The 26,675-nt window shown below is 50.2% G+C and carries 19 protein-coding genes; 8 read left to right on the top strand and 11 right to left on the bottom strand.

Translation table 11 applies throughout. The features are described 5' to 3' along the window. The first annotated feature begins 4 nt into the window (after window positions 1-4). Together GA003_04790 and GA003_04785 are read left to right on the top strand one after the other, a co-directional pair. Window positions 5-1,033, top strand: a complete 1,029-nt coding sequence (locus GA003_04790; protein QXD29296.1) for a Gfo/Idh/MocA family oxidoreductase — start codon at window positions 5-7, stop codon at window positions 1,031-1,033. After that, a complete protein-coding gene (locus GA003_04785; GenBank protein ID QXD29295.1) occupies window positions 1,033-2,154 on the top strand; it encodes a DUF5009 domain-containing protein in 1,122 nt (373 codons plus the stop codon). The genes GA003_04790 and GA003_04785 overlap by 1 nt, the downstream gene beginning before the upstream one ends. Window positions 2,155-2,411: 257 nt before the next feature. Here the strand turns inward: GA003_04785 and GA003_04780 are convergent, their stop codons facing one another. Together GA003_04780 and GA003_04775 are read right to left on the bottom strand one after the other, a co-directional pair. Then, window positions 2,412-2,744 (bottom strand): hypothetical protein, encoded by a 333-nt coding sequence (locus GA003_04780; protein QXD29294.1) that lies wholly within the window; start codon window positions 2,742-2,744, stop codon window positions 2,412-2,414. Window positions 2,745-2,755: 11 nt separating this feature from the next. Beyond that, complete coding sequence (locus tag GA003_04775; GenBank protein QXD29293.1) at window positions 2,756-4,003, bottom strand: mandelate racemase/muconate lactonizing enzyme family protein; 1,248 nt, start codon at window positions 4,001-4,003, stop codon at window positions 2,756-2,758. A gap of 259 nt (window positions 4,004-4,262) precedes the next feature. On the opposite strand from GA003_04775, the gene GA003_04770 reads away from it, so the two are divergent. Next, window positions 4,263-5,474: an acetylxylan esterase gene (locus GA003_04770; GenBank protein ID QXD29292.1), complete on the top strand. Its 1,212-nt coding sequence runs from the start codon at window positions 4,263-4,265 to the stop codon at window positions 5,472-5,474. A 338-nt stretch (window positions 5,475-5,812) separates the two neighbouring features. Here the strand turns inward: GA003_04770 and GA003_04765 are convergent, their stop codons facing one another. Further along, window positions 5,813-6,496, bottom strand: coding sequence for a hypothetical protein (locus tag GA003_04765; protein QXD29291.1), 684 nt, complete (start codon window positions 6,494-6,496; stop codon window positions 5,813-5,815). Window positions 6,497-6,688: 192 nt separating this feature from the next. On the opposite strand from GA003_04765, the gene GA003_04760 reads away from it, so the two are divergent. Together GA003_04760 and GA003_04755 are read left to right on the top strand one after the other, a co-directional pair. Then, window positions 6,689-7,465, top strand: a complete 777-nt coding sequence (locus GA003_04760) for an NIPSNAP family protein (protein ID QXD29290.1) — start codon at window positions 6,689-6,691, stop codon at window positions 7,463-7,465. Window positions 7,466-7,578: 113 nt separating this feature from the next. After that, a complete protein-coding gene (locus tag GA003_04755) occupies window positions 7,579-8,895 on the top strand; it encodes a sulfatase-like hydrolase/transferase (GenBank protein QXD29289.1) in 1,317 nt (438 codons plus the stop codon). A 178-nt stretch (window positions 8,896-9,073) separates the two neighbouring features. On the opposite strand, the gene GA003_04750 is transcribed toward GA003_04755, so the two are convergent. Together GA003_04750 and GA003_04745 are read right to left on the bottom strand one after the other, a co-directional pair. Further along, window positions 9,074-10,525, bottom strand: a complete 1,452-nt coding sequence (locus GA003_04750) for a hypothetical protein (protein QXD29288.1) — start codon at window positions 10,523-10,525, stop codon at window positions 9,074-9,076. Window positions 10,526-10,530: 5 nt separating this feature from the next. Next, the gene (locus GA003_04745; GenBank protein QXD29287.1) at window positions 10,531-11,553 is read right to left on the bottom strand and encodes a DUF2235 domain-containing protein; all 1,023 of its coding nucleotides are present in this window, start codon (window positions 11,551-11,553) and stop codon (window positions 10,531-10,533) included. Between the two features lie 151 nt (window positions 11,554-11,704). Between GA003_04745 and GA003_04740 the strand changes: the two genes are divergently transcribed. Together GA003_04740 and GA003_04735 are read left to right on the top strand one after the other, a co-directional pair. Next, window positions 11,705-12,151 carry an SRPBCC family protein gene (locus GA003_04740; protein ID QXD29286.1) on the top strand — a complete coding sequence of 149 codons (447 nt, stop codon included), beginning with the start codon at window positions 11,705-11,707 and terminating at the stop codon, window positions 12,149-12,151. A 131-nt stretch (window positions 12,152-12,282) separates the two neighbouring features. Beyond that, the gene (locus GA003_04735; protein ID QXD29285.1) at window positions 12,283-13,890 is read left to right on the top strand and encodes an NAD(P)/FAD-dependent oxidoreductase; all 1,608 of its coding nucleotides are present in this window, start codon (window positions 12,283-12,285) and stop codon (window positions 13,888-13,890) included. Between the two features lie 189 nt (window positions 13,891-14,079). On the opposite strand, the gene GA003_04730 is transcribed toward GA003_04735, so the two are convergent. The 4 genes from GA003_04730 to GA003_04715 form a co-directional block, all read right to left on the bottom strand. Continuing rightward, on the bottom strand, window positions 14,080-15,633 hold the full coding sequence (locus GA003_04730) for an aldehyde dehydrogenase family protein (GenBank protein QXD29284.1): 1,554 nt from the start codon (window positions 15,631-15,633) through the stop codon (window positions 14,080-14,082). Between the two features lie 217 nt (window positions 15,634-15,850). Then, window positions 15,851-17,578, bottom strand: coding sequence for a dihydroxy-acid dehydratase (locus GA003_04725; GenBank protein QXD29283.1), 1,728 nt, complete (start codon window positions 17,576-17,578; stop codon window positions 15,851-15,853). A gap of 479 nt (window positions 17,579-18,057) precedes the next feature. Next, complete coding sequence (locus tag GA003_04720) at window positions 18,058-19,461, bottom strand: DUF1501 domain-containing protein (protein ID QXD29282.1); 1,404 nt, start codon at window positions 19,459-19,461, stop codon at window positions 18,058-18,060. Window positions 19,462-19,464: 3 nt separating this feature from the next. Beyond that, entirely contained in the window at window positions 19,465-22,647 is a 3,183-nt protein-coding gene (locus GA003_04715) for a PSD1 and planctomycete cytochrome C domain-containing protein (protein ID QXD29281.1), read from the bottom strand. A gap of 257 nt (window positions 22,648-22,904) precedes the next feature. Between GA003_04715 and GA003_04710 the strand changes: the two genes are divergently transcribed. Continuing rightward, window positions 22,905-24,614 (top strand): hypothetical protein, encoded by a 1,710-nt coding sequence (locus GA003_04710; protein QXD29280.1) that lies wholly within the window; start codon window positions 22,905-22,907, stop codon window positions 24,612-24,614. A 72-nt stretch (window positions 24,615-24,686) separates the two neighbouring features. On the opposite strand, the gene GA003_04705 is transcribed toward GA003_04710, so the two are convergent. Both GA003_04705 and GA003_04700 read right to left on the bottom strand, forming a co-directional pair. Next, window positions 24,687-25,700: an NAD(P)-dependent glycerol-3-phosphate dehydrogenase gene (locus tag GA003_04705; protein ID QXD29279.1), complete on the bottom strand. Its 1,014-nt coding sequence runs from the start codon at window positions 25,698-25,700 to the stop codon at window positions 24,687-24,689. A 75-nt stretch (window positions 25,701-25,775) separates the two neighbouring features. After that, on the bottom strand, window positions 25,776-26,672 hold the full coding sequence (locus GA003_04700) for an alpha/beta hydrolase (GenBank protein QXD29278.1): 897 nt from the start codon (window positions 26,670-26,672) through the stop codon (window positions 25,776-25,778). Window positions 26,673-26,675 lie beyond the last annotated feature (3 nt).

Here is a 26,675-nt window from a genome sequence, read left to right as displayed (position 1 = left end):
AGTTATGATTAAAGTTGGAATCATCGGCCTTGGAATGATGGGCCAAATGCACTTGACCGGTTGGGCAGGTATACGTGGAACACGCCTAAGTATGGTAGCAGACACCGATCCTAAGCGCGCCGCAGGCGACTTTTCCGGTTCCTGGTCAAACATGGAAGGCGGAGCCAAATCCATCGACTTCTCAAGGGTCAAAGGAACCGGCGATCCCATGGAGCTGATTCATTCTGACGAAGTGGACCTGGTCGATATCTGCGTCCCGACTCCTTTTCATATCGACTTGGCACTCGCCGCTATCAAGGCGGGCAAACATGTGCTTTGTGAAAAGCCCCTCGCCCGCACCGTTGCAGATGCACGCCGCATTGCTCGTGCTGCAGACAAAGGAGCGGGTTTTTTCCAACCTGCTATGTGTCTTCGTTTTTGGCCAGAATGGGCCTGGCTGAAGAAAGTCGTTGAGAAAGGTACCCATGGCAAAGTCATCGCAGCGGAATTCAAACGCGTCGGAGCTTTTCCTCCCGGTTGGTTCCTCAATGGTAAACTCTCTGGAGGTGCCATCTTGGATCTTCACCTGCACGACACCGACTTTATTCACTACGTCTTTGGCATGCCCAATGGAGTGAGTAGCGGAGGTTGGACAGGCCCCAGCGGATGTATCGATCACGTAAACACCCGTTATATTTATGAAGGTGGACCCGTGGTTACCGCTGAAGGAAGCTGGGCCTCCGCCGAAACCAAACCTTTCAGCATGAGCTACATCGTACAATTCGAGCACGCTACGGCCGACTATGATCCAAGCCGATCTGATGCACCGTTGATGCTCTACCGCAAAGCCAAAGGGAATCGTAAACCACCTGAACCTAAGGCCGTAAAATGCGCCGGACCAGATGGCTACAAAGGGGAGATGACTTATCTGGCAAAATGTATCCGCACGGGAGAGACACCTAGTGTCGTTACAGCAACAGAAGCCGCAGATTCCATCCGCATCGTTGAAGCAGAAGTCAAGAGCGTGGAGGCCGGACGCATCGTAAGGCTCTGATGACCGATTCAGACGACTCCTCAAAGCCGCAGCGTCTGGTATCCTTGGACGCACTCAGGGGCTTTGACATGTTCTGGATCATTGGAGGTGCCGGCGCAGTGGCTGCATTCTTTGGAATGCTGGGATTTCCGGAAAGCTGGATTGAGGCATTGGCAGAGCAAATGACTCACGTTGCATGGGAAGGCTTCCGCTTTTTCGACCTCATATTCCCCCTCTTTGTATTTATTTCAGGCGTCACAGTCCCCTACTCGGTATTATCTCAAAAAGCCAAAGGCGTAACGGTAAAGAAAATACAATGGGGAATCATCAAACGCTCGCTCATCATTGTTCTCATTGGCCTGAGCTATAGTTTCTTCAAATTCGAAGCAGGAGCGCTCCGCCTCTACACCGTGCTGTGGATGATCGGAATGAGCTACATGATCGGAGCCAGCCTCAACCTCCACATTGAAAACTGGAAACATAAGCTGATCCTATTCTTCGGCGTTCTGATTCTCTATCACTTGGCCATTTACTACCTCCCTTACCCGGGCAAAGCCGACGCCATTACTCCTGACAACAATCTGGCTGCCTGGTTGGATCGCAATCTCATCACCACTAATCTCTATCGCGAGCTCTACGACCCCGAAGGCACCATCCGTATCTTGACCGGAGGCATGCTCGGTATGCTGGGCGGGATGGTCGGACAACGTATCAAGAGTTACAAAACGCCTGACCTGCGTTGCGGCATAGAGCTATTGATCGCCGGATTCGCTTGCCTCATCCTCGGATGGATCTGGAGCTTTTCTTTTCCCATCATTAAGGACCTCTGGTCCCCTTCCTTCATTCTCTGGGCCGGCGGCTGGTCCTTTATATTACTTTCCTTATTCTACACCGTCATGGACGTCTGGGGACTTCGCTGGCTCGGTTGGGTCTTTGTCCCCATTGGCATGAACTCCATCGCCATCTATGCTGCTCAGTGGTGGATTCCACTCGATGCCAGTAGGAATTTCTTCTTCAAAGGCTTCGCCAACCTCTTCAGCAACGAAGCGACACAACAGTTTATTCTATTTGGCGGCCTGGTGCTCATCCAGTGGCTGATCCTCTATTGGCTGTATCGGAAAAAGGTCTTCTTCCGGGTGTAGGAGAATCAATATTCCTTAAGAAAGGTAGGGCGACCTCGCCGAGGGCGCCGTTACCAAAGGATTTCAAATTTACTTCAAGGATGGTTAAAGATGGCCGAGCTGGTGCTCAGCGTTCCGGGAAAAGTAGCCCAGGCATCTTGCCTGTGTTTTGAAACAATGCCTGCGAACAAGCGGAATAAGCACATCACACCAACTAATCTCGCCCCCTATGATATCCACTTTCACGAACCCTACAAAGCCAAGATGCCTGCGCTACGCTACCCCTTAAACTCCACCAATACTTCACGAAAGGTCTCGGTGCCCACATTCTTCGCACTATGCGTAGCGGGCACGACCGGATAACCCGGGGTATCACCATGAATCTCGTCCCCTATGATGTGAAAACTATGGGCTCCTCCTGGTTCCAGTTGTACCGTATCGAGCAGTTCGTTCTGCGCCCCATAGACCTCTAAAGTCGATCCTGATATCACTTTAAACAGATAATCCAACTTGTGAGTATGCTTAGCGCCATGCTCACCGGGAGCCAGATCGAGATGCCACACAATCAAACGATCATCCTCATAAACTTTCTTAGTTCCTACTCCTGACATATCCTTTTTGGCTAAACGTTTACTTTTTCTGCCCCTTTCAAAACGGCTTTCGTATCGACAATTCCGACACCGGGTCCTTGAGGCACAATCAGATCACCATTCTCAATCCGAAGCGGTGGATCAAACCAGTCACTGTAGCGTTGGATGTTTCGTTTATATTCCTGGTAGCGGCCGATGAATTTCGTTCGCGATGCGAAATGCAACATGTAGATAAATCCAAATCCGCCAGAGATGTGCACGGTAGTCGGCATGTTGCGTAACTCGGCCATACGCGATACACGGATGGAACGGATCATGCCCCCGTAGTAATGAAGATCAGGCTGAACGATATCTACCGCTCGATTCTGAATGGCCCATTGGAAACGCCAGTGACTGTATTCCTGCTCTCCACCAGAAACGGGGATGGCTAACCTGTCTGTCACCAGTTTGGTGTCTTCCAGACGATCAAACTGGCAGGGCTCTTCAAAATAAACCGCTCCAATATCTTCCAGCATCCTCCCAACTTCAATGGCCTGGGGCGGATCATAGGAACTATTGGAGTCAGCATGCAAAGCAATGTCGTCACCGAGGACTTTTCGCGTCAGGGGGATCAATTCTTTAGTCCGATTAGGCATGGCATCTTCGTTGCGACTCATCCGACCACCCACCCGGTATTTTACCGCCTTGGCCTTGGTTTCATCGATCAGGCCCTGCAGGTATTCGACCTCCTCTTCCGGTGTGGAATCACGTTGTCCACTGGCTACATAAAAGGGGATCCGCTTTCGAATCACTCCACCCAGCAAATCGCCCATGGACTTATTCGCCACCCGACCCAGTAAATCGAGCACCGCAAACTCCAACCAGGCCACCGGACTCCAGAAAGCCAGCCCCTGCAATTTGTAGTTACTGCGCCAGCGATAGAGTTCCCAGAGCAGGTGCTCCAAATCACGCGCATCCTTACCGATGAAAAACGGAGCCACTCGATCGAGGAAAATAGGTGCCAAAATGCTGGCCCGGTTATTGTCCACGGAAATGCCTTCCGCCCCGTCCTTGGACCGGACACGCACATAATACTGGCGATCCTTTTTCAGCAGATCGATCGATTGAATGATCACCGGTTCGTTCAAACCCTCCAGATAAAGGATCGGCTTCTGGGCTACCTCAATAAGATCTTTGGCAGCTCCGGGAAAATCCACGGCTTGAAGTAAAGAGGGACTACTGAGGGCCAGCGCACTGAGCCCCGCAGATCCTTTGAAAAAATCACGACGGGAAAAGGACATGGGCTCAACTTAGCGGCCACATAGATAAGAGCAAAATTAAAAGATAAAGTAGCACAGGCTTCCCAACCTGTGTAGTGGAACAGCATCTCACAACAGCCTCCAGAGGCACCTCACTCACGTTATCCTTAAATGCTAAGTATAATTTACCTGCCCTGAAACAAACACAGGCTGGGAAGCCTGTGCTACTCTATCACCCCTGCCACAACGATCTTCCACATTTAACTTCCAAACCTAGCTCATGCCGACTATACACTTCTGTATGACTACCCAGACCCCATTAAGAATCTTCTTTTCAGGTTTCCTCGCTTTCCTTTTCACCCTGTCCAGCCTTAGCGCCGCGCTCCTACCCATGAGTGAGGCCGCGCCCGAAGAGCTGCTCTGTATCGGCAATCACTGGACGCCTGCAGAGGCGAATTTGAAATTGAAGGAATTCGCCTCCACCTACAAAAACAAAAAGACCTGGGAAAAGCGGAAGGCACAAATTAAGCAAGGGATCCTTGGCGGCCTGCATTGGGATCACATGCCCAAGATCGAAGGGAACTTTAACCCCATCATTCACAGCCGTCGTGAGATGGACGGCTATGTGGTCGAGAATATCGCCATCGAAAGTTTTCCCGGCTTCTGGATAACCGGCAATCTCTACTCGCCGCTCAAACCGAAGGCTAAGAACCCGGCCATTCTCAACCCTCATGGTCACCTGGCCAACAAACGCCTCACCGACTATATGCAGATTCGTTGTGCGGCTTTCGCCCGTATGGGTGCGATTGCCTTTGCCTACGACATGGTCGGTTATGCCGAGTCGACTCAGACGACACACAAAATGCCCATCGCGGCGCTACTCCAAATATTCAACAGCAGCCGCATCCTAGATTACTTATTATCGCGTCCCGACGTAGATCCCAAACGTATCGGCATGACCGGTGGCTCTGGCGGTGGAACCCAAACCTTTGTCCTCACCGCCATTGATGACCGCATCACCGTATCCGCACCCATAGTACAGATATCCGCTCATTTTTTTGGCGGCTGCGTCTGCGAAAGCGGCATGGCCATTCACAAGAGTAACCAGCACCAGACCAACAACGTAGAGTTCGGCGCGATGGCGGCACCACGTCCGTTGCTCATGGTCTCTAACGGTGCTGACTGGACCCGCAACACACCCAACATTGAATTTCCCTACGTTCAAAAGGTCTACGCCCTCTACGACGCCGAGCACAATGCCGAGAATGTGCACCTCCCCCTCGAGAGTCACGACTACGGCATCTCCAAACGCGCCGCCGCCTACGGTTTCTTTGCCCACCACTTCGGCCTCAGCCGCAAAGCTATCCCCTACAACGAAGGCTGGGACGAAAGCTTCGTAACGATCCTGCCACCGGAAGACTTAAAAGTGTTTAACGACGAACATCCTCGACCGAAAGGTGCACTCCAGGGCGATGAAGAAGTGATGGCGTATCTGGGGTTTAAAAAAGGTTGAGCTGCGCCAGCATAGAGCGAAGAGCCTGAAGCCGAGAGGATTCTATACGGCTGTACTAAAATCTAGCAGCGACGTATTTTTTAAACCGCTAATACACGCTTATCATCACTAATGGGCTAGCAGCGGCGTAATCTTAACCGCAGAGGGCGCGGAGAACGCAGAGTTGTTTTTCTTGTTTTCCTCAGCGCTCTCAGCGTCCTCGAACGTAGCAGGCGGTTTTAGTGCGCATAGCATTAATCTCTGCTTCCTCCGTTACCTCCTGTTTAAATCTTTTATTCAAGTATTTCCAGAGCGACTAAGATGTCTTCGGTGAGTGCCTTGAGATCCTTCAGGAAGTTTCAGCGGAGCTGTTTCATGAGGTAAAAGTTTTCGTAGACGGCGTAGACATCTTTCTGACGAAAAAATTCCCGGTAGACATCGGCGGTGTAGGTCAACTCCTTGCGAGGAGTTCCACCGGCGGGTTGAAAGCCTGCCAGGCTGCCCACTTGCTTGCGAATGTCCAGCACGCCACCCTGGAAAAATTCGCTACTCGCCATTTCATTGTAATGATCAAAACGTCCGCTGCGTTCTTGGTAATCGAGCAACAACTCGTTCAAGTCCGGATCGTCGATCAAAGTCATCGTACCTGAAGAAATGGCCGTGTTATACGCTCCGAGTAGTGGTCTAAATACGAACGGAGCAAACGAACGAGTGCTCTGTTCTTTCATCTCCTCTGCGGTAAGATGCTTATCCTCATCAAAGATGTTCGCCAGGAACGCATCAATGTGCGCCATGTTACCTTCCACCATCTCCAAGGTCTCATCGAGATTCTCAAGGTTGGTCTGAAAATCGGATTGTAAATCTTCGATCAGCTCCGAGCGCTGCTGATCCAACCGCCTAGCCTCTTTCCAATCACCAATCTGCACCGCGATTAGGATACCGATGACGATGAGGAGGATCTCGCCGACAGCATACGCAACATAGGTTCTCAACTTTCCTGGTTGAAAGAAGGAACGGCAGAGTTTTCTATAGATAAACAACATTGGGAAAGAGCATGGAGTTTTTAAAAGATCAGGACATAAATCAACCATCGAGCTTACAATTTAACTGGGGATATTCCTTCAAAACTTGCCTTCCCTTCCTCAACTGTATGAACTCCTGATTAGCTCCTCCCTAATAGGATTTATGAGAATAACCCAATAACTAGAAACCAGTAACAATTCTTAACAACACCTATGAACAGACGCACATTCATTACCACCGCAGCCGTTGCAGGCGCCAGCACCAGCACTTTGCTCCAGGGAGCTGGTCATAAAAGCCAACAAGCGGGTTACCTCGAACTCATCCGTTTTGTGGTTCGTAACCGACCAGCGGTTCGCACATTGGAAAAATACTTAGGAGATACGGTCATCCCTGGCCTCAATAAACTGGGATGTAATCCGATTGGCGTCTTTAAGCCGAAGCACGGCTCACACGGTGCAGACGTATACATGTTGGTCCCTCACAAGGATATGGATTCTTTCTCGACCGCCTGGAAGAAACTGTCGGCTACCGATGCCTTCAAAGCTGCGTCTGATACTACGATAGAAGGTCAGCTTTACGAACGAATGGAAACCACCCTCATGAGCTGTTTCTCACATATGCCAGAATTGGAAATCCCGAAGGCTGTGAAAGGCGTGGATGGACGCATTTTTGAAATGCGCATTTACGAAGCACACAATCGCATGAAGAGTGACCTCAAGGTGGAGATGTTTAACGAAGGAGGCGAAATAGAGATCTTCCGCGATGTTGGACTTCACCCTGTATTCTTCGGACACACAATGGCTGGCCCATTGATGCCGAACCTTATTTATATGCTCGCCTTCAAGGACATCGCAGAGCGGGAAGCCAACTGGAAAAAATTCAGCTCCGACCCTGCTTGGGTAAAACTGAGACAGAACAAACGTTATGCTGGTACCGTTTCTAACATCACGGACATCATCATGACTGCATCGTCGGTCTCGCAAATTTAACCTCAGTCAAATTCGGCGGCAAGCCACCTCCTACAGTTCATAATTGGAATCGTAAGTGTAGGAGGTGGCTTGCCGCCGAATTGAACACCCCAGATTTTCGATCCATCTGAGAAATGAGAATTGGTCACTGGAAACCACACTTAAGCTACCACCTGGTCCTGCTGGTCTCTATCCTAGCATTTGGCATCATTCCAAAGACGAACGCAGAGGAAAACAAAATGCCCAACCTCTTGTTTATCCTGACAGACCAGCATCGGCGCGATGGTGTGGGAGTCTATGGTGAAGCAGAGGTGATGACACCCAATTTCGACCGTATTGCTACGGAAGGGATTCGCTTCAATCGAGCTTACACGGCGCAACCGGTTTGTGCCCCCAATCGTGGGGCGATCATGTCGGGGCTCTATCCGCACAATCATGGTGTGATCGAAAACACCTGGGACCTGGATACCGATGTCCGCATACTACCTGACTTGTACCGGGAGAACGGGTACCGTACGGGTTATTTCGGAAAATGGCACCTGGGAGACCCAGCCCGCGATGCCTGGGACGAGATGCCCACCTACCCCGGGGATGGGCGCGGCTCAAAACACTACTACGAAGTCGAAGGGGAAATGGTTTACCAGACGGAAGTGATCACTCCCGATGTGATTGACTTCATGACCAAGGATCCCGATCAGCCGTTTGTTGCCTTTGCTTCCTACTATCCGCCCCACCCGGCCTACTCCGTTCCTCAATCCTATGAGGACATGTATGCCGATATTTATCCGGACGATGAAAGACGTCGAATCTACTATGCCATGTGCACCGCGGTCGACGATGCGGCGGGTGATCTACTTCAGGCCTTAGACGACAACGGACTGACAGAAAACACTCTGGTAGTTTTCACCACGGAGCATGGGCACAATTTCGAGCACCGTTGGAACGACCACGATAAGCGTCTCTGTTACGACATCTCTGCACGGGTACCTTTGCTAATGCGTTTTCCGGGAGTCATTAAAGAAGGTCAGGTCAGTGAAGCACTCATCAGTGCGGTGGACCTTTATCAGACCATGACAAACCTGATGGGGCTAGTTGCACGGCCGAGTCTGGACGGAGTAAACCTGGGCAATCAGATCTCTGGACGGACAGACAAGGGTCGCGCCTCTCTGGTTATGGTCAACATCCCCTTCATTGATAAGAGCGGAAGCACCAACATGCCCGACCTGGAAAAGGGTGAGGAACGCTGTATTGTTAAAGGCGATTGGAAATTGATTCTATCTACCGTGCGAGAACCAGAGCTCTATCACCTTCCTACTGACCCTGACGAAACGGATAATCGATGGGCAGACTCAAAAGACACGACCACCATTGCCGAGCTAAGCCTCGCACTCCACTACTGGGGCAAACGTACGAAGGATCCTTTGATGGAAAAGTTGTTGGGGGAATTGTAGGCTTGAACAGGAGTAACCGGAGATAACGGAGTTCTAGAGTAGCACAGGCATCCTGCCTGTGTAGGCTTTAAGAATGGGGATTCAGTCGTAAAGACGTTGTTTTCTCTAAAAATCGGTCTTTCACGATCGATTGAAAGTCGTTGTTTCAAAACACAGGCTAGGAAGCCTGTGCTACTCTTTAATCAAAGACAACACGCGTGTAGGGACTTGAAATGTAGGTCGGATAATCACGCCCATTATACCGGATCGTCTTTCGATGATTGGTGAACACATCTATGTGCAAGGCGTCTGCAGATACAGGAACTTTCACCTGCCAGGTTGATCCAGTATTGGATTCTTTCATCTTACGCCAATTTTCATCCGGAATGAGTTCAGCGAGGTAGGCGCCACTCCCATCAGACCCTCGATTATTCATCCACCAGATTTCTCCAGATTCAGCAACCGAGCCTTCAGGAAAGGTAACAGTGACAGACAACTCTCCATCTTCTAAACGTGTTTGAATCCGGGGTGATTCCAGGAGCTCATCCACATCGTCAAAGAAATGACTGAGCAAGAAAGCCGCCTGATTGCTTTCATCTCTGGCGTTTTTGGGGTGACGCTTTTTCTTACCGTGGCCTGTGTTCGCAGCAAAATATACAGGGATATCGGGATGGTGGATACCACCCCAAGCGACATCGAAGCATACATAATCATGCGTTCCGGGATGATAATAAAGGTCCACTCCCCTAGCCCTTAGCTCATCGAGATTCCGGGAAATAAAAACGTGATCAGCCATTCGCTCGGCCAACTCTTCCAACTGCTCCCAGCTATGTCCGGCATTCATTGCATCGGGATTGTAATCCGGACCAAAGTATCCCCCACGAAAAAAATGCCGGGTTATCTTCGTTACGAGGTCTTCGTCTAGCCCTTTGCGATGCGCATACTCCTGATCCTCAATATTCAATGCTTCCCAGGCTTCCTTATCCCCCATCCTCAGCGGAGAGTCCCACAGCGGTGAAACATTCGCATGCTGAGCCGTTATTCGACGGTCATGAATTATGGACACAGAAGGCGAGGCACCATTTTTGGACCCACCCGACACAGCGATTTTACCGACTTCAAAATAATTTGTTTCCGCATAAGCAGCCGTGATCGCCCGACAGAGTCCCGCGGGCCAGCCCCAAAACTGAATCGAGTAGCGTGTATTCAGGGTTTCGATAAACCGTTTTTTCATTTCATCGCCCAAAGGCCCCTGTCCCCAGGTATTGGGATTCTGGACAATGGTTTGAACAAGACCCACGCCACCACGAATCAACTCAATCGCTACCCCACGAATCTCTGTATCTTGCTGAATCCTTTTCAGGTTATTACCACCGGTTAAATGAAAGCCTGTAGCCTTACGATCGGCTGGCACTATCAAACGCACCGGCACGCGGTACTGCTGCCCGGGCCATAGTTCTCCGACATTAATGCTCATGTACTTTTGCCGAGTCGGCACAGCACCTCCCACTCGGTGCCAATCGTCTATCACCTTCACATCGAGGGTACTTTCATCAAGCATCTCCTCCATATAGATGGAACAGATCTCGGAGTGCCCGAGGCATAAGAGGGGGATAGAAAGAAATAAGGCAAAAGAGCTAAGATATTTCATAACGACTATTCACTCCAGTCTTCCAGCTTACTCCTGAAACGGCGACTCAAATTCTTGGGCCGGTAGTCAGGACGGTCTCGCCAACGACGATTTACGCTTATGTCTAATTGATCAAAGCTTCCGGTTATGGATCGGAGTTTAGCTCCAGTCAGTTTATACATGCCTTTGATCTGATTATCAAAATCGATGGCATGGTCACAGGCGACACCGTCTTCTATTCGAGAAAGATCGGTTAGCAGCTTCACTCCGTGGGCCTCCATGCGTTCAAACATCCAAAGCAAGCAGCGATTCGAAAGCGGTGCCTTAGGAAACTTCCCTCCCCCTATACAACTATGATCCCCGGGAAACCACATTTCTTCAACCACTTGTCCTGATCCTTTACAGGCTTGCATCGGTGTGACTTCAAAAACCGAGCGAAGTTCATCAATAGCCTTGGCATGAAAGGCGAACTTCACCATGGGGTTTACGCAGGTGTCATGAAAAGCAAAGCGCTGGTTGAACTCATCGTCCATTTCCGTACCGGGAATCTGAAAGGGGATGCCCAGCGCGCCCACCGTATCCCAACAGCCTAACACTTCCACCGGTGCGCGTTCACCATGCTTTTTACGAAAGGTCTTCGCTTTGGAAGAACTCGGCGTGGTATCCGGATCCCGATAGAGTTCGAAAGCTTCGGGAATGTTGCGCATGTAAGGACGATCCACTAGACCGCTGCAATAAATCAATCCGGCAATACTCCGCGCAGTATAAGCTCCGCGACTAAAGCCAAAGAGGTAAATTTCGTCCCCCGGATGATAGTTGAGCGCAAGAAACTTGTAGGCCTCCAAAATATGCTGATCTAAACCTAAGCCCAGGATTCCCCGGATACGGCTCTTGGTGTTGGAGCCCAGCCCTTCACCATAAAAGACCGATTGCCGAATTCCATCCTCGTCCTTTTCAGTGATCGCTTGCGCCATCTTGATGACATTCGAAGGGTAAACGGAATTCAGATCCCGCCAACTACCATCGCAACAAACAATCAGTCGCTGCATGGGAGGAAATGATAATTTATAATTGGAGATAACACAGGCGAGATGAAGAATGGTCCGTTAAAAAGGGTAAAGCAAAGTGGGTATTTGGCTTTTATTCAACCCTGAGGATCGTGAATTATAAAATAAAAAGACGCAACCCAGTCACCATTTTATGTATTCAGCCTCCCAACACGTAGTCATCTACGCTCCCCCGTTAGAAGTATTCAAAGTCGTAGTTGGATTTTACACCCTCTCCGATTGGCATCCACTTTGTGAAGATCCACCAGAAGGATCCATCGCGAATGAGGACGGCGTCCTGCGAAGGAAGAATCGCATCGTTGGCTCGGAGATTGATAACATCGAAGACTTGGTTCACAGCTCACTCGATCCAGAAGACCTGCACTATGTTTACGAGTATCGCGGAGGGATGTTCGACTCGATTGGTTACCGAGCTACTATTCGCTGCACGCCCACAAACGGTGGTAAGAGTACGGTCGTTCTTTACCACTCGGTTTGGGAAAGTGAAGAAGAAGGTGGCGGGGAAGATGCGGTGAACAACTTTTACCAAGTTGGACTCGACGCGGCAAAGGAACTGATTGAAGGTAGGAGGAGCGACTGATCCGAAATGCGAAACAATTTTCTTTAAACTCCCATTCGGTGGCAAGCCACCTCCTACATTTTGTATCGAATAGTCAGGTGTAGGAGGTGGCTTGCTGCCGAACAGAACCTCAGGAAAATGAGCCAGCATCCATGACCCAAACAAGTCCATCTTCAAAAAACAACTTCGACGCCATCATTGTCGGCGCTGGTTTCGCGGGACTCTATATGCTTCATCGACTTCGAAACATGGGGTTGAATTGCTTGGTAATCGAGGCTGCAGATGAGGTAGGAGGCACCTGGTATTGGAATTGTTATCCTGGTGCCCGCTGCGACATCCAGAGTATGGAGTATTCCTACCAGTTTGATAAAGATCTTCAACAAGACTGGGAGTGGACTGAGCGTTACGCTACTCAACCGGAAATCCTTTCCTACATCAGCCACGTGGCTGATCGCTTCGACCTGAGAAAGGACATTCAGTTCGGCACGCGGGTTTCTGCTGCTCACTACGACGAATCCTCCAACCACTGGCAGATTCAAACCGACCCAGGTGATTCCCACACGGCCCAATATTTTGTCATGGCTACCGGCTGCTTATCGGTAACGAACCAGCCGAAGTTTGACGGGCTCGATTCCTTTCAAGGAGAGTCTTACCTGACAGCTGAATGGCCCAAAGAAGGCGTCGATTTTACAGACCAAAAAGTAGGGGTTATCGGAACGGGATCCTCGGGCATCCAAAGCATTCCAGAAATTGCCAAGCAAGCAGAGCAGGTTTACGTATTTCAACGGCGCCCCACCTATACGGTCCCAGCGCATAACCAGCCATTGGACCCCGAACAGGTCGCTGCGATCAAAGCGGACTACGATACGTTCCGAAAAGAAAACAGTCAGAAAACGTTTGGAACGAGAGTTCCTTCTCCTGAAACGTCGGCCCTTGCAATCAGTGATGAAGAACGGGAAGCAGCCTACGAAGCAGCTTGGGCGCGCGGAGGTTTAGGTTTTGGAGCAGTATTCGCAGACCTCATGCGAAATGAGGATGCTAACGAATCAGCCGCTCAGTTTATGCGGAAAAAGATTCAGGCAATGGTCGACGATCCGGAAACCGCGAAACTTCTTACGCCAGACTACACCGCTTTCTGCAGACGGCTCTGTGTCGATACCGATTATTTCAAAACGTATAATCGTGAAAATGTGGAGCTGGTGGATATCAGCCAACCACCCATTGAGAAGATCACACCCTCAGGGTTAACTACAAACGGGCAGGCATACGAAGTCGATGCATTGGTGTTCGCTCTAGGCTTTGATGCGATCACAGGGGCGCTCGCGCGCGTGGATATTCGAGGACGAGAGGGTCTTTCCTTAAATGACAAGTGGGCAGAGGGAGCGAAAGCCTACCTCGGACTCATGACCGAAGGTTTTCCAAACCTATTTATGATTACAGGTCCAGGAAGTCCATCGGTACTCTCCAATATGATTCCCGCTATTGAGCAACATGTAGAGTGGATTGCTGAAGCGATTGATCACCTGAGGTCTCATCAACACACAACGATTGAGGCAACGACCCAAGCAGAGAACTCCTGGGCGAAATTAGTCACACTCCTGGCACACAAAACCTTATTTAGAACCTGCGGATCTTATTACAATGGCGAGAACATTCCCGGAAAACCCAAGGTGTTCTTACCCTTCCTTGGATATCCTGATTACGTCAAGAAATGCGAAGACGTAGTTAAAAATGGGTACAAGGGGTTTGAGTTGAGCTAACCACTTCTTCTTACTTTCTCGTCGGCGTTGCGCAAACGCAGCTACCTGTTCTTCTGAATTCTGCGCGCTCGGCGATCGCGCCCTACCCTCACTGAAAAGTAGGAAGCTCAGAAGGTAGGGTCCGATCGCCGAGCGGACCGTGGTCAGAGTAAGAGGACGAGGAGAAGAAAGATTCCAGCTCCGCTGGCCCTACCCCGGATAATCCTCAACGAAGATCGCCTTAACTTGCTGGTAATCGCGAAGAGTATCTTCGCAGTTCACACCACCACCAGGTCCTCCGGAGATACCTTGTCCGCCGTAAGGAATACCGTAGGCACCACTATTGTGGCAATTGACCTGACCCGATCCGTCCCGGAATTGTTTGGCAATGCGTTGTCCAAGCTCGAGATCCTTCGTCCAGACACTGGATCCCAAACCATAATGGGTATTGTTCGCATACTGAACCGCTTCCTCGACCGAATCAACCGGTTGAACATTCACAAAGGTATGGAAGATCTCGATGGGGTTGCAATCAGATCCGCTAGGAGAGCTTAACAGGGACGGTTTCAAATAGAAGCCATCGTGCCCTTCCACGGATGCGTGACCTCCAGGCAGAATCGCCTCGGCTCCCTTGTGAATAGCCGATTGGATTCCCTTAAGGATCCGCTGTGGCTGGCGGGAATTCACTACGGGGCCTAACTGAGTCCCTTTCTCCGCCTGATTACCAATCTTTAGTTCGTTGAAGAAAGCTTCGGAGGCGCCGAGGAAGTCATCAAAAATGGATTTTTCTGCAAATACACGGTGAATGGTGCAGCAGGTCTGACCGTAGTGCTGATTGACTCGTTTGCCAATCATACGCGCAACCAATTCAGGATCTGCATCGGCACATACAATGGCGGAACCGTTGCCTCCCATTTCGCGCTTCACACGCGTGCCATGCTTGTCGGCTGCTTGCAGAATACTCTGACCTACTCCGGGTGATCCAGTGAAGGCAATATAGCGAACACCAGGATGCTCGGAGATAAACTTACCGGACAATTCTCCGCGGCCAGGGAGCACATTGATCACCCCAGGAGGGAATCCTGCTTCTTCTGCCAACTTACCAAAGTAGAGAGCACTCAAAGGTGTTTCTTCACTTGGCTTTATTAATATACAGTTTCCCGCCATGAGCGCTGGAAACATAAACCAGGCCGTTAATACCACCGGGTAATTCCAAGGGATGATTCCAGCAACTACTCCCCAAGGTTCAACATGCGTATAAGCAGTCACACCCGGATCCGGATGAATCATTGGACTGTCACCAAACTGGGCAGTACTCGAAATCTTGGCAAAATACTCGGCACAACCGCGAACCGCTCCCATATCACCTTCCGCTAATTCAGATACCTTTCCTCCATTAAGAATTTCACAGGCCAGGAACACATCGAGATCGCGCTCAAAAAGCTCCACCATCTTCATGATCAACGCCGCGCGCTCTTCAACGGAGGTATTTTTCCATCCCCCATGATAAGCTTTATAACCAGCCTCAACAGCCGCATTCACATCGTCGTAGCCCATCTCAGAAACACGGGCCAGCACTTCCTTAGTTCCGGGGTTGATCGCATCGATCACCGCGTTCATGTCACCTGCGACTTGCTTCCCTCCAATGATGCCGCCTAAAGGCCGTCCACCATTATGGCAGAAGCTGGTAAATTTTTCGGGTGCCGAGAAATCATCGGCGGTGAATGCTTGAACGGTATCGGGTGCTATTGCAGTCGTTGACATAAAAGGTCCTCCTGAGAGTGGGGTTTAAGTGAAATTCGGTTTTGCCTTATTAGACAGGAGTCAACCTATGCCCATCAATCAAAAAGAAGGTTAACGGTTGAGGATGGTGGAAAAAATAAATGGTGCGATGGTGGAAACACCATCGAAAGGTCAGAGGAAGTCCACGGTCTTACGACCGTGGCTACAATTTAGAGGAAGAGGAGGAAGAACGTTATGACTAATGCGACACCCGCGGGACGCCAGCCCCGCGTTTCCCAACAAGAAAGTCCAAGTCCGCTCCTTTATCGGCCTGGAGCACGTGATCTACATACAGCCTCTGGTAACCACCATGCATGGCAGGTTCAGGCGGTGACCAATTGGCCCTCCGCTCAGCCAACACTTCCTCGGTCACATCCAGGTCAAGTGTTCGAGATTCTACGTCCAAAGAAATCATATCCCCGTCCTGGACCAAAGCCAACGCTCCTCCAACAGCCGCCTCCGGTGAGGTGTGCAACACAACCGTTCCGTAAGCCGTGCCACTCATGCGAGCATCCGATATCCGAACCATATCGGTGATCCCCTGCTTCAGGAGTTTGGGTGGCAGCCCCATATTGCCAACTTCGGGCATCCCAGGATAACCACGCGGACCACAGTTTTTCAAAACCAGAACAGAGTTCTCATCAACGTCCAAATCCGGATCATTGATGCGTTCGGCATAGTGTTCAATCGTTTCAAATACGACTGCGGGTCCACGATGCTTCAAAAGGTCTGGAGTGGCTGCCGATGGTTTTATCACAGCACCGTCAGCAGCAAGCGAGCCCTTCAACACAGCAATACTCCCCTTCTCTTCTAAGGGTTTATCGAACGACCGAATGACGTCCTCATTCCAATTTGGCGCTTCCTCGTTGTTTTTCCAAATGGTATCGCCATTCACGGTAAGCGCTTCCTTGTGTAAATGACCCGCTTCTCCCAGAGCTCTTAAGACCGCAGGCAAACCTCCAGCATAATAAAAGTCCTCCATCAAATACTCTCCTGACGGTTTTAAATTTACCAGGGTCGGAATATCTCGTCCCAGTTTATCCCAGTCATCCAGATCGAGAGGCACTTCAACCCGACCTGCCAGAGCAATCAGATGAATCACCGCATTGGTCGATCCGCCGATCGCAGTGTTGGTAAAAATGGCATTTTCAAAGGCTTCCCTCGTGAGGACCTGCGACATGCGCAAATCTTCATGCACCATTTGAACGATGCGTCGACCCACTTCCTGAGCCATACGGTTGCGTCGGGAATCAACCGCTGGAATGGCGGCATTGCCTGGCAGTCCCATTCCTAAGGCTTCGGTTAAAGACGCCATCGTCGACGCAGTCCCCATGGTCATGCAATGACCCACCGAACGATTCATACCCGCCTCAGCAGCTACAAAATCGCTGCAAGTCATTTTCCCACTACGCAGGTCTTCACTGAAACGCCAAAGATCTGTTCCCGAGCCGATAGTCTCACCACGAAACCTGCCATTGAGCATCGGTCCACCTGACAAACCAATGGTAGGCAGATCACAACTGGCAGCCCCCATCAACAATGCCGGGGTCGTTTTATCACAACCCATCATAAGCACAACTCCGTCAATCGGATGCGCTCGAATGGCTTCTTCCACATCCATGGCCGCCAAATTCCGAAACAGCATGGAGGTGGGCCGCATGAGTGGCTCCCCCAAAGAGCTCACTGGAAATTCAACTGGGTATCCACCCGCCTCATACACACCTCGCTTGACTCGCTCAGCCAAATCACGGAAGTGCAAATTACAAGGAGTCAATTCGGAGTAGGTATTGCAGATACCTATGACCGGACGGCCATCAAACATATCCTCCGGCTGCCCTTGCATTTTCATCCAACTGCGGTGAATAAATCCTTCCAGATTGGTCGGCCCGAACCAGCCTTTTGATCGAAGTTCTTTTTTATCGGACATGAGGAGAATGATGGGGTTGATTCATAAAGTACCTGAATGAGTTTGGAGCATATAGAGGAAACGCTCTTTTAAAATCATTAAAAGCAGTTAACCACTACCAAGCGAAGCGCCATAACCACAAGAACCCAATGGACACCAATAGACACGAATAAAAATTAAATCTTACAGCAATCAATTCTTCACCGACTCGTGACGTGGCTAAGTTTTAAAACAACATCCATGGTTTATTGACCGAGGCTACAAGGTCGTAGCGATGGTGGTGACACCATCGAGCACTCTGGTTAGGATTCGTAGTTGGTCCACAGTCTTACGACTGTGGCTACTTTAATTCTGAATATTACTTCTTGTTAACTGTAGGAACAAACATGTTCGCGACAGGAAAGGACGAAGAGGAGTAAGAGGACGAGGACGATTCCTTTTCCTGACCACTGAACGCCGACACTTGAAATTGCAGCTTGCCTGCAAAACGGATCATCGCGTTATGCGATGAGGTCGTGCCAGACTTTTCCATGGACGTCAGTCAATCGGAGATTGCGGCCTCCGTATTGGAAGGTGAGCTTCTCGTGATTGATGCCAAGTTGATGGAGCACAGTGGCCCACAATTCATAGATGTTGGAAACCTGATCGACGGCGTAATAACCAAACTCATCAGTCGCCCCCATCACTGTTCCGCCTTTCATTCCACCTCCTGCGAACCAGGCAGAGAAGCCTTGTGGGTTGTGGTCTCGGCCAATGTCTTGAGCAAACGGGTTCCTTCCAAACTCGCCGGAGAAGACGACAAGTGTGTCGTCTAGTAATCCGCGCTGTTTCAAATCCCGCACCAAAGCCGCGATGGGTTTATCCACCTGGGATGCCATCGCTCCATGGCCGATCTCAATCTTGTTGTGCTGATCCCAGGGATTCGCTTTTTGCACGCCTTTTTCAAACGGACAGCAGGACAGTTCAACAAAACGCACTCCTCGTTCAACGAGACGCCGAGCCATGAGACATTGTCGTGCATATTCAGATTTATACCACATGGAATCATTCACTCCATAGTCTTCGAGAGTAGCATCCGATTCACCAGAAATATCTGTTAATTCTGGAACGGCCTCTTGCATCAAATAAGCGGTCTCGGCATTCTTCACCGACGACAGGACGGCATCTTTGGCTGCTGTTCGTTCAGCAAATCCATAGTCGAGCGATTTTATGATATCCAATGCCTTTCGCTGTTCATGCTTGAGCAGAGCTGGCTCGATGTTGGGTACCGCCTTGGCACCCGAGACATTAAAAATCGAACCTCCGGCAGTGGCGGGAAGAAAGGCATTCCCAAAAACACTAACTCCTCCATGGGGAGCCCCGGAATTTTCTGATTGTAGAACGATATAACCAGGTAAGTTATCGTTCTCTGTCCCCAAACCATAATTCACCCAGGCGCCGGCACTAGGATAACCTAGAAATGGAAACCCAGAATGCATGAAAAAGTTTCCTTGGGCATGCTCGCTGAACTTGGCTGTCAACGAACGTACAATGGCCATATCATCGGCCAGCTCGGCGATATTTGGAAAGAGATTGGTCATCTCAATCCCTGACTCACCATACTTCCTATGCTCCCAGAAGGAACCCATGATATTGCCCACATTATCAAATTGGGTACGCTCAACTTCCATCGGCATCGGTTGACCATCTAACTCGCGCAACAATGGTTTAGGATCAAACGAATCCACGTGAGAGACCCCACCCGACATATAAAGAAAGATGACCGACTTGGCTTTTGCTCGGTGATGCAACTTAGGCAAATAACCAGAACTTGCCGAGACGGAATTAATCAAGCTGGAAAGAGTTAAAGCCCCCACTCCTTTCGAAGTAAGTTTTAAAAATTCGCGTCTGTTGTATTGATTCATTTCCTAGTAAAGATACATGAACTCCTTCGTATTCATTAGGGCAAATGCAATGTTCTCCATCGCAGTATCAAATTCATCGATACTATCAAAATAGTCCTTCAACTGCTCTTGCTCTTTCTCATTAGCAGATCGACCATAAGCATCCCAGAAGAAGGCATCTATCTTTCCAGCTACCGAAACTCCTTGGGTTGCCTGAATTAAACGATGAGCCCATTGCCTGGAAGCAGTTTGAACAAATTCGCCATTCATCATACTAAGTGCCTGGGCAGGAATATTGGTGCTATCACGCTTACTGATCGTTGTAGTCGGAATAGGCAGGTTGAAGGTGGTCAGGAAGGGATCGAGCTTGTTGCGAATCACCTTTTGATAGACAGATCTCTCATAGTCTTCATTGGCTAGGAAGTTCACCGAGTCTTTGATCACTTCTGCATCCAGGCGGCGCGGCGAGAAGAAGGAATAGTAAGCATTACCAGGGTCTTTTTCCTTCACTCCAGCGGCGGCGAGACCAGCGGAACGAAAGGTCCGACTCATTACCATTTGCTTGAGGGAGGTTTTAATCGACCAGTCGTTCTTTTCGAAATCGAGAGCCAGATAATCGAGGAGCTCGGGGTGAGTTGGCTTTTTCCCAAGCCGACCAAAGTTGTCGGTAGTTGCTACAATACCTTGGCCAAATACATAACTCCAAAGACGATTGACCAGAACACGAGTTTTCAAGGTATTAGTGGTCCCGGCGATATCCTCGGCAAGCTCAAGCCGACCTGAGTTATTAGCTGAGTAGGTTTTGTTAGCAAATACTTCGAGAAACTGCCGTGACACGGGATCATCGGCATTCTTGTATTCGCCCCGTTTCAACAAAGGCTGGTCGATCACATCTCCTTCGAGCTGCGCAGGGGCACGAGTGGGCTCGGGAATTTCATTTTCAAGTTCACGGTACTCTTCTATAAGTGAACGCAGCTTGGCAGGAAGTTCCTCCACATGATTGGGTAATAAGTTGAACCGAGCAAAGGTACTAAGAAACTGAGCCTGGGCATCCGATGCTCGGGAACGTCTCCAGGCCTTGATCGAATCGCTGAGCGCATCTCGGTAAGCCTCCAGTAGTGATTCCTCATCCTGAACGGATTCCGGATCTTTTATTAAAGTATACAGCGGTGTCCCCAGCTCTTGCATCTCTATCTGACCGCCAATAACTTCAGTAATCCCGAACCATGAGCGACCCGATGTATGCTTAACGGGCTTATCCCCAGCAGTTGAGATCTGGTAGTGCACGAGGTCATTGTTCCAGAACTTATACTTCTTCAAGGGGAACCACTGCATCGCTCCATTGCCCGCGTATTCGTAAGCATGAAGTCCTTGCTCGAGCGGATAATTGCGCGCGGACATGCGAATCGCACCGTTCCGACCTACCGCTCTCATAGAACTCCAATCTCCTTCAGCCAGGTGATTGGGAGATGCAAAGGTTCCGCTGTGCTTGTCGGAAATCAGGTGACTGTAGACTCCGCGGGGATAGATCCCTGTGATTGCCAAATGCCCCTCGCCGGCGATAGCAAACGATCCGGCAGGACTCACTTTTGGATTCAGCCCATTGCCTTCCAAAAACCAGCTATCGACCGTATTCTGGTCACGCAGATCAGCATAGAAGGTTGCATTCGACTTAGCGTCGTCAAACTCACTCAAGGCAGCTTCGTGTTCTAAGATTAGCTGCTGCCAGGCTCTTGGCACTTCCTCCGAGAATTTCATTGGTGCGAAAGGATGAAAGGCACCCACTTGATTCATTTCCAACTTTAACGAGAAAGCATCCAATGCATCGTTGTCCTCAGGCAGTGTTTGCTTTCGCTTTCTTCGAGCCTGCTTAAGATCCTTGAACAAAGCCAGATCCTGTTCGCTTTCTTCGAATGAAAATGAGCTGAGTTTGGCCACTGCCCCATCCACTTCATCCAACCAGTAGTCAGCCAATGCTTTTTGGATTCTTGGCTTGAGGCGCTGCAGACTGCGTTTATTCAATGCCTGTTTTTCCTTCGTATCTACGTTACGAGTACCGGGCCTCGTACTGACTAAGATCCCATATAGGCGATAAAAGTCTTTCTGACTAATGGGATCGAATTTGTGGTTGTGGCAACGAGCGCAGGATACTGTGACCCCCAACATGGCCTTCGAGAGAACATCGATCTGGTTGTCGATATTTACAATCTGCTCTTGGTAGGCATCCACTACACCAAAACCATAGGGTACCATCCGAAAATGGGCGGGCCCAATCGCGCTTTCGTTTAACTCAAGTTCCTTATTGATTCGAGGACGCTTCAGCAAGTCCCCAGCAATGTGCTCTATTAACAACTGGTTATAGGGAACATCATCGTTGAGAGCTCGAATGATGTAATCGCGGTAAATACTCGCATGCGGCAAAGCCGGATCGCCTTCACTTCCGTGCGTTTCCGAAAAACGATACCAGTCCAACCAATGACGTCCCCACCGCTCCCCATAGGCCTGACTGGAAAGTAATTCATCCACTAAGGCCTCATAGGCTTCCATCGAAGGATTCGCGATGAAGGCCTTCGTAACCTCAGGCTTCGGCGGTAACCCGGTAAGAATGAGATGAAGGCGACGAACCAGGACTTCAGGAGAGGCTTCTTGCTGAGCCTCTAACCCCTGGGTCGAGATTGAATCATAAACAAAGCGATCAATTTCATTTTGATTCCAAGCCTCATTCTCGGTTTTTGGGGCGGGACTTTTTTGCAGCGGCTGGAACGACCACCACTGGCTGCGTTTTTCCAGGAGCGTCTCCCAGGCGATGGCATTATCAAGATCGAGCTGCGTCGGTTGCTTGTCCCGTGGATCCGGTGCACCCATTTTTACCCAGGCCTCAAAATCGGCGATGACATTGTCTTCCAGCTTGGGACCTTCCTCTGGCATATCGAAACCATCCTGGTGTCGAATCGCCCAAATCAAAACACTGGCATCCGGGTCACCGGGCACAATGACGGGACCATCGTCACTTCCAGCCAAAAGCGCCTCACTCCAATCCAAAGCCAATCCCGCTCTGGATTTGTTCACACTGTTGTGGCACTCGTAACAAGTCTCGGCCAGGACCGGCCGGATTCTGTTTTCAAAAAACTCCAGCTCCTCAGGTGCAATGGCCTGCAAAGAAGTACAGGCAAAAACAAAAATAAAAATAATCCCCCAGGGTTTCATAGAGTCAGACAGGTGTAACTTTGAAAAAATGTAGCTTTCACTGTATGGAAGGCAAGCGAGATCGGATAAGATCAATGGCATCCGTAAAAAGGAATTATCGGCAGCAAGCTACCTTCCTACCATTTCGGTCCGATCTTTAATGTAGGAAGGTAGCTTGCTGCCGAATCCATACACCCCGGTCCTACAAGCTTGACGCCAAGTACTGGACTTCCGTTCTATGGAGGCATGCGCTCCGATATTCATCTCCAACATCCTGAATGACAGCTACCACCTACAAGTGGGCCACGCGTGGTGATATCAATGCCTTCTTCGCGCTCTTTCTCGACAACGTCGTAAACTTATTCGTGCTTTCGGCTATCCTGACAGGTTTTGGGATGCCCAAGGAATTTGTTTACACGCGGATACTTCCAGGAACGGCGGTGGGAGTCATGGTGGGCGACTTGCTTTACACCTGGATGGCCTTCCGCGCAGCCAAGCGGACAGGCAACATGAAGCTCACGGCGATGCCGCTAGGGCTCGACATGCCGACTACCGTTGCGGTTGCCGTGGCGGTGATGCTTCCCGCCTTCACACTGCTCAATGATCAACTGGGTGATCCCAACAAGGCCGCTCAGCTGGCATGGTATATTGGAATCGGCTCTACCCTCTGGATGGCCGTCATCAAATTTGTAGGAGCCTATTTCGCGAAACCGATCCAGAAAGCCGTACCGGCAGCTGGACTGGTTGGCTCGTTAGCAGGGATTGGTCTCGTCTGGCTGGGCGTGCATGCTTTTCTAGGCATCTACGAAATGTCCTACGTGGGGCTCGTTTCGTTGGTCATACTGATCTTCACCCTGATCGCTCTTCACAAATTTCCCTTCAATATCCCCGGAGCTGCAGCGACCGTATTGGTGGGAACCATCTTGTTTTATTTCTTAGGACTGACCGGTATTCTCGGACGCATAGGAACTGAATTTGCCCTACCTGGCTTTGACGGCTTAGGGTTCAATCTTCCCGTCATCAGCAGTGGAGGCTTTAAGGAAATGTTCGCTGGTAGCCTCATCTACCTTCCCATTACCGCGCCTTTTGCAATTCTGGTATTCACTGGATCCGTAAACGTCACTGAGGCCGCTCGACTGGTGGGTGATAAATTTAACAGCCGGAATATTATCCTGGCAGACGCCTTGGCCACCTTGGTTGGAGGATTATGCGGAGGCATTGCTCAATCGACTCCTTACTTTGGACATTCTGCCTACAAACGCATGGGGGCAAGATCTGCCTATACGCTGACAACTGGCATCGCGATAGGGCTCGGTGGGATTTTTGGATTTATCGGATTTCTGGTGGATCTGATCCCCGGAGCTGTCGTCAAACCCATCCTGATCCTCATTGGATTCGACATGGTTCGACTGAGCTTCCAACTGACACCATCTCGACACATCAAGGGCGTCATCCTGGCCATCGTTCCCGCCATCTTTAATTACGTCTTCACTCACCTGAAAACCACTTATGGTCATGTCCAGCGAAGTGCAGCCCAGCTCAAGGAGAGCATCACTCAAATCGGTATTGCCAATTCGGATACCCTGACACCGGTCTTGGCTAAGACCGAAGAGATCATGCCTCCTCAATGGTTGGCGGAGTACGCACTTATTGGAGCCTTAGGACAGGGATTCATTCTAGTCGCGATGATCTGGGGAGCCACCGTTGCCTTTATCATCGATCGGCAAATCATTCGTGCTGCCATCACCCTGGGAATTGCAGGCGTATTCTCACTGTTTGGAATTATCCACTCCATCTTCCCCAGCGGATCCCTCTACTTGCCATGGCGATTAGGCGATACAGCCGGCAATGATGTGATAGGTCGTGCAATGACTTTCCCATTTGAGTTCTCGTCGGCCTACTTTCTGGCAGCAATAACACTGTTGATCATTTTCTATGCGGGACCCGCCCGTCATGGGGAAGGACCGGAACTAGATTACAAGATCTAGCAAACGAGAAACACTATCCAAAAAGTTTGAGAACCAGAAGATCGTTCTCAAATGGTCCCAGCAGAAATCCGATCAAGCGTCACTTTCAGGACGTGGATCGCGACTGAGTAATTCAGCCAGTGCCTGGCGGGCAGGTTTATCCTGATAAAGCACAGCATAGGTCTGATTGATCAATGGAGTACGAACACCGGTCTTTTTTGCCAGTTTGTAAACACTCTCTGCATTAGGAAGCCCTTCAGCAACTTGAGTCATCTTCTCCTTGGCTTCCTCCAAAGACAGTCCCTCTCCCAGCATACGTCCTAAACGATTATTCCGGCTATGCTGACTATAGCAGGTAACAATCAGGTCACCCACGCCACTGAGGCCCTGGAAGGTGCTGGCTTTGCCACCGAGGGCAGTACCCAGGCGCATCATTTCGGCTAGACCACGAGTCACCATCGCCGCTTTGGCGTTATCACCTAGGCCGAGACCTTCTGCGATTCCCGCGGCAATGGCGAAAACGTTCTTAACTGTGGAGCCAATCTCAATGCCCTCGACGTCTTCCCGAGTATAGGATCGAAACCAGGGTAAAGTAAATGCCTGTTGAAGGCGGACGGCTGAGTCATGATCGGCCGAACCAATCACAGTCGCCGTGGCCATGCGCTTGGCTACTTCCTCCGCATGAGTCGGACCTGAAAGAGCAGCGATCGGATTGCCAGGAAAATACTCTGCCAGCAATTGTGTCATCAACAAACCTGTGTCTGATTCGATCCCCTTGTTGCAGACTACGAAAGTAGTGTTTGGTCCTGCGCCAGCGTCCTTCAATTGACTGATGACCAGGCGAGCAACCTGTGAAGGCACGACCAAGAGAACAAGCGGCTCGTTGACGATATCGGCAATATTGGCTGTAGCACTTATGTTTTCAGGTAGCTCTGTGCCCGGCAAATATTTGGAGTTCGTATGGTTCTCATTAATGTCCTCCAGAACATCCTCTTCAATACCATAGACGGTCGTTGGTATACCGCGTTCGCCCAGGACAATCGCCAGGGCTGTTCCCCAACTGCCCGATCCAAGGACGGCAGCACTCTTAAATTCTGTTTCTGACATGCAGGATTTATTTAAATTTCAGGTTGAGCCTGAGACAACTAGCATTCGCGTCAACGCCCATGTGCCACTTATTTGCTAAGATCCATGTGCCCGACAAAATGCTCCGATTGAATCAAGCGCTTTCCAAACTTCGGGGATCGCCGGAACAACCTGCTCACTATTATGCCAGGCATGAGGTACATCGTCGAATTCCTCAAATTGTACATTTACTCCGGCAAGCCGCGCTTTGTTGGCATAGGCCATGGCATCACCGAACATGGTCTCCTGGTTTCCCACTTGAATCAACAGAGAGGGTAACCCAGTAAGATCGGAAAACACCGGGGAAGCCAGCGGATGCTTCGGATCTTCATCACCCAAATACCGTTCTGCAGCTATATCGAGATAGCGTTTCGAAATTGAAGGATCGACACTCGAATTACTCACATAGGTTTCAGCTGATTGCGTAAGATCAGTCCATGGAGACAGAAGCACGGCTGCAGCTGGCATTGCTTCGCCATTCAGCTTGAGCTTGGCTAAAAGAGCTGCAGTCAATCCGCCACCAGCAGAGCTACCTCCGACTACGATTTGATTGGGTAAAATCCCCTGCTCTAGGAGCCAATGGTAAGCCGCATAAGCATCATCCACCGCAGCTGGAAATTTGTTCTCGGGCGCCAGTCGGTAATCAACGGTAAGACATCGGCATCCACAGACCTTACTCAAGTTCGAAGCCGCCATTCGACTGGCAGGCCCCGTACTGCGGTAGTAACCGCCTCCGTGAAGGTAGACAAACAGACTATCTGTAGTAGGCGTCTCCCAAGTGACCCATTCGCAATATACACCTTCAGCATCGACCGATTCATAGGTGGTTCCCGCTCGAGGATTACAACCTGGATCAGGTTCGTCAGCCGCCCGAACTTCTTCAACCGTCCGATCGGGGTCGGGTCGGTTGGACCAACGGATGTCCAGTAATTTTTTAAGTTCTTCGCTGGGCATCCA

The sequence above is a fragment of the Opitutia bacterium ISCC 52 genome, assembly GCA_014529675.2.
In the GTDB taxonomy this organism is placed as follows: domain Bacteria; phylum Verrucomicrobiota; class Verrucomicrobiia; order Opitutales; family UBA2995; genus UBA2995.
The sequence above is the reverse complement of the archived record's forward strand: the minus strand, read 5'-3'. Positions and strand labels throughout refer to the sequence as shown.

Bases quoted from the DNA above. Each gene is read 5' to 3' on its own strand.
- GA003_04790 (QXD29296.1), top strand. From the start codon at position 5: ATGATTAAAGTTGGAATCATCGGCCTTGGAATGATGGGCCAAATGCAC.
- GA003_04785 (QXD29295.1), top strand. From the start codon at position 1,033: ATGACCGATTCAGACGACTCCTCAAAGCCGCAGCGTCTGGTATCCTTG.
- GA003_04780 (QXD29294.1), bottom strand. From the start codon at position 2,744: ATGTCAGGAGTAGGAACTAAGAAAGTTTATGAGGATGATCGTTTGATT.
- GA003_04775 (QXD29293.1), bottom strand. From the start codon at position 4,003: ATGTCCTTTTCCCGTCGTGATTTTTTCAAAGGATCTGCGGGGCTCAGT.
- GA003_04770 (QXD29292.1), top strand. From the start codon at position 4,263: ATGACTACCCAGACCCCATTAAGAATCTTCTTTTCAGGTTTCCTCGCT.
- GA003_04765 (QXD29291.1), bottom strand. From the start codon at position 6,496: ATGTTGTTTATCTATAGAAAACTCTGCCGTTCCTTCTTTCAACCAGGA.
- GA003_04760 (QXD29290.1), top strand. From the start codon at position 6,689: ATGAACAGACGCACATTCATTACCACCGCAGCCGTTGCAGGCGCCAGC.
- GA003_04755 (QXD29289.1), top strand. From the start codon at position 7,579: ATGAGAATTGGTCACTGGAAACCACACTTAAGCTACCACCTGGTCCTG.
- GA003_04750 (QXD29288.1), bottom strand. From the start codon at position 10,525: ATGAAATATCTTAGCTCTTTTGCCTTATTTCTTTCTATCCCCCTCTTA.
- GA003_04745 (QXD29287.1), bottom strand. From the start codon at position 11,553: ATGCAGCGACTGATTGTTTGTTGCGATGGTAGTTGGCGGGATCTGAAT.
- GA003_04740 (QXD29286.1), top strand. From the start codon at position 11,705: ATGTATTCAGCCTCCCAACACGTAGTCATCTACGCTCCCCCGTTAGAA.
- GA003_04735 (QXD29285.1), top strand. From the start codon at position 12,283: ATGACCCAAACAAGTCCATCTTCAAAAAACAACTTCGACGCCATCATT.
- GA003_04730 (QXD29284.1), bottom strand. From the start codon at position 15,633: ATGTCAACGACTGCAATAGCACCCGATACCGTTCAAGCATTCACCGCC.
- GA003_04725 (QXD29283.1), bottom strand. From the start codon at position 17,578: ATGTCCGATAAAAAAGAACTTCGATCAAAAGGCTGGTTCGGGCCGACC.
- GA003_04720 (QXD29282.1), bottom strand. From the start codon at position 19,461: ATGAATCAATACAACAGACGCGAATTTTTAAAACTTACTTCGAAAGGA.
- GA003_04715 (QXD29281.1), bottom strand. From the start codon at position 22,647: ATGAAACCCTGGGGGATTATTTTTATTTTTGTTTTTGCCTGTACTTCT.
- GA003_04710 (QXD29280.1), top strand. From the start codon at position 22,905: ATGACAGCTACCACCTACAAGTGGGCCACGCGTGGTGATATCAATGCC.
- GA003_04705 (QXD29279.1), bottom strand. From the start codon at position 25,700: ATGTCAGAAACAGAATTTAAGAGTGCTGCCGTCCTTGGATCGGGCAGT.
- GA003_04700 (QXD29278.1), bottom strand. From the start codon at position 26,672: ATGCCCAGCGAAGAACTTAAAAAATTACTGGACATCCGTTGGTCCAAC.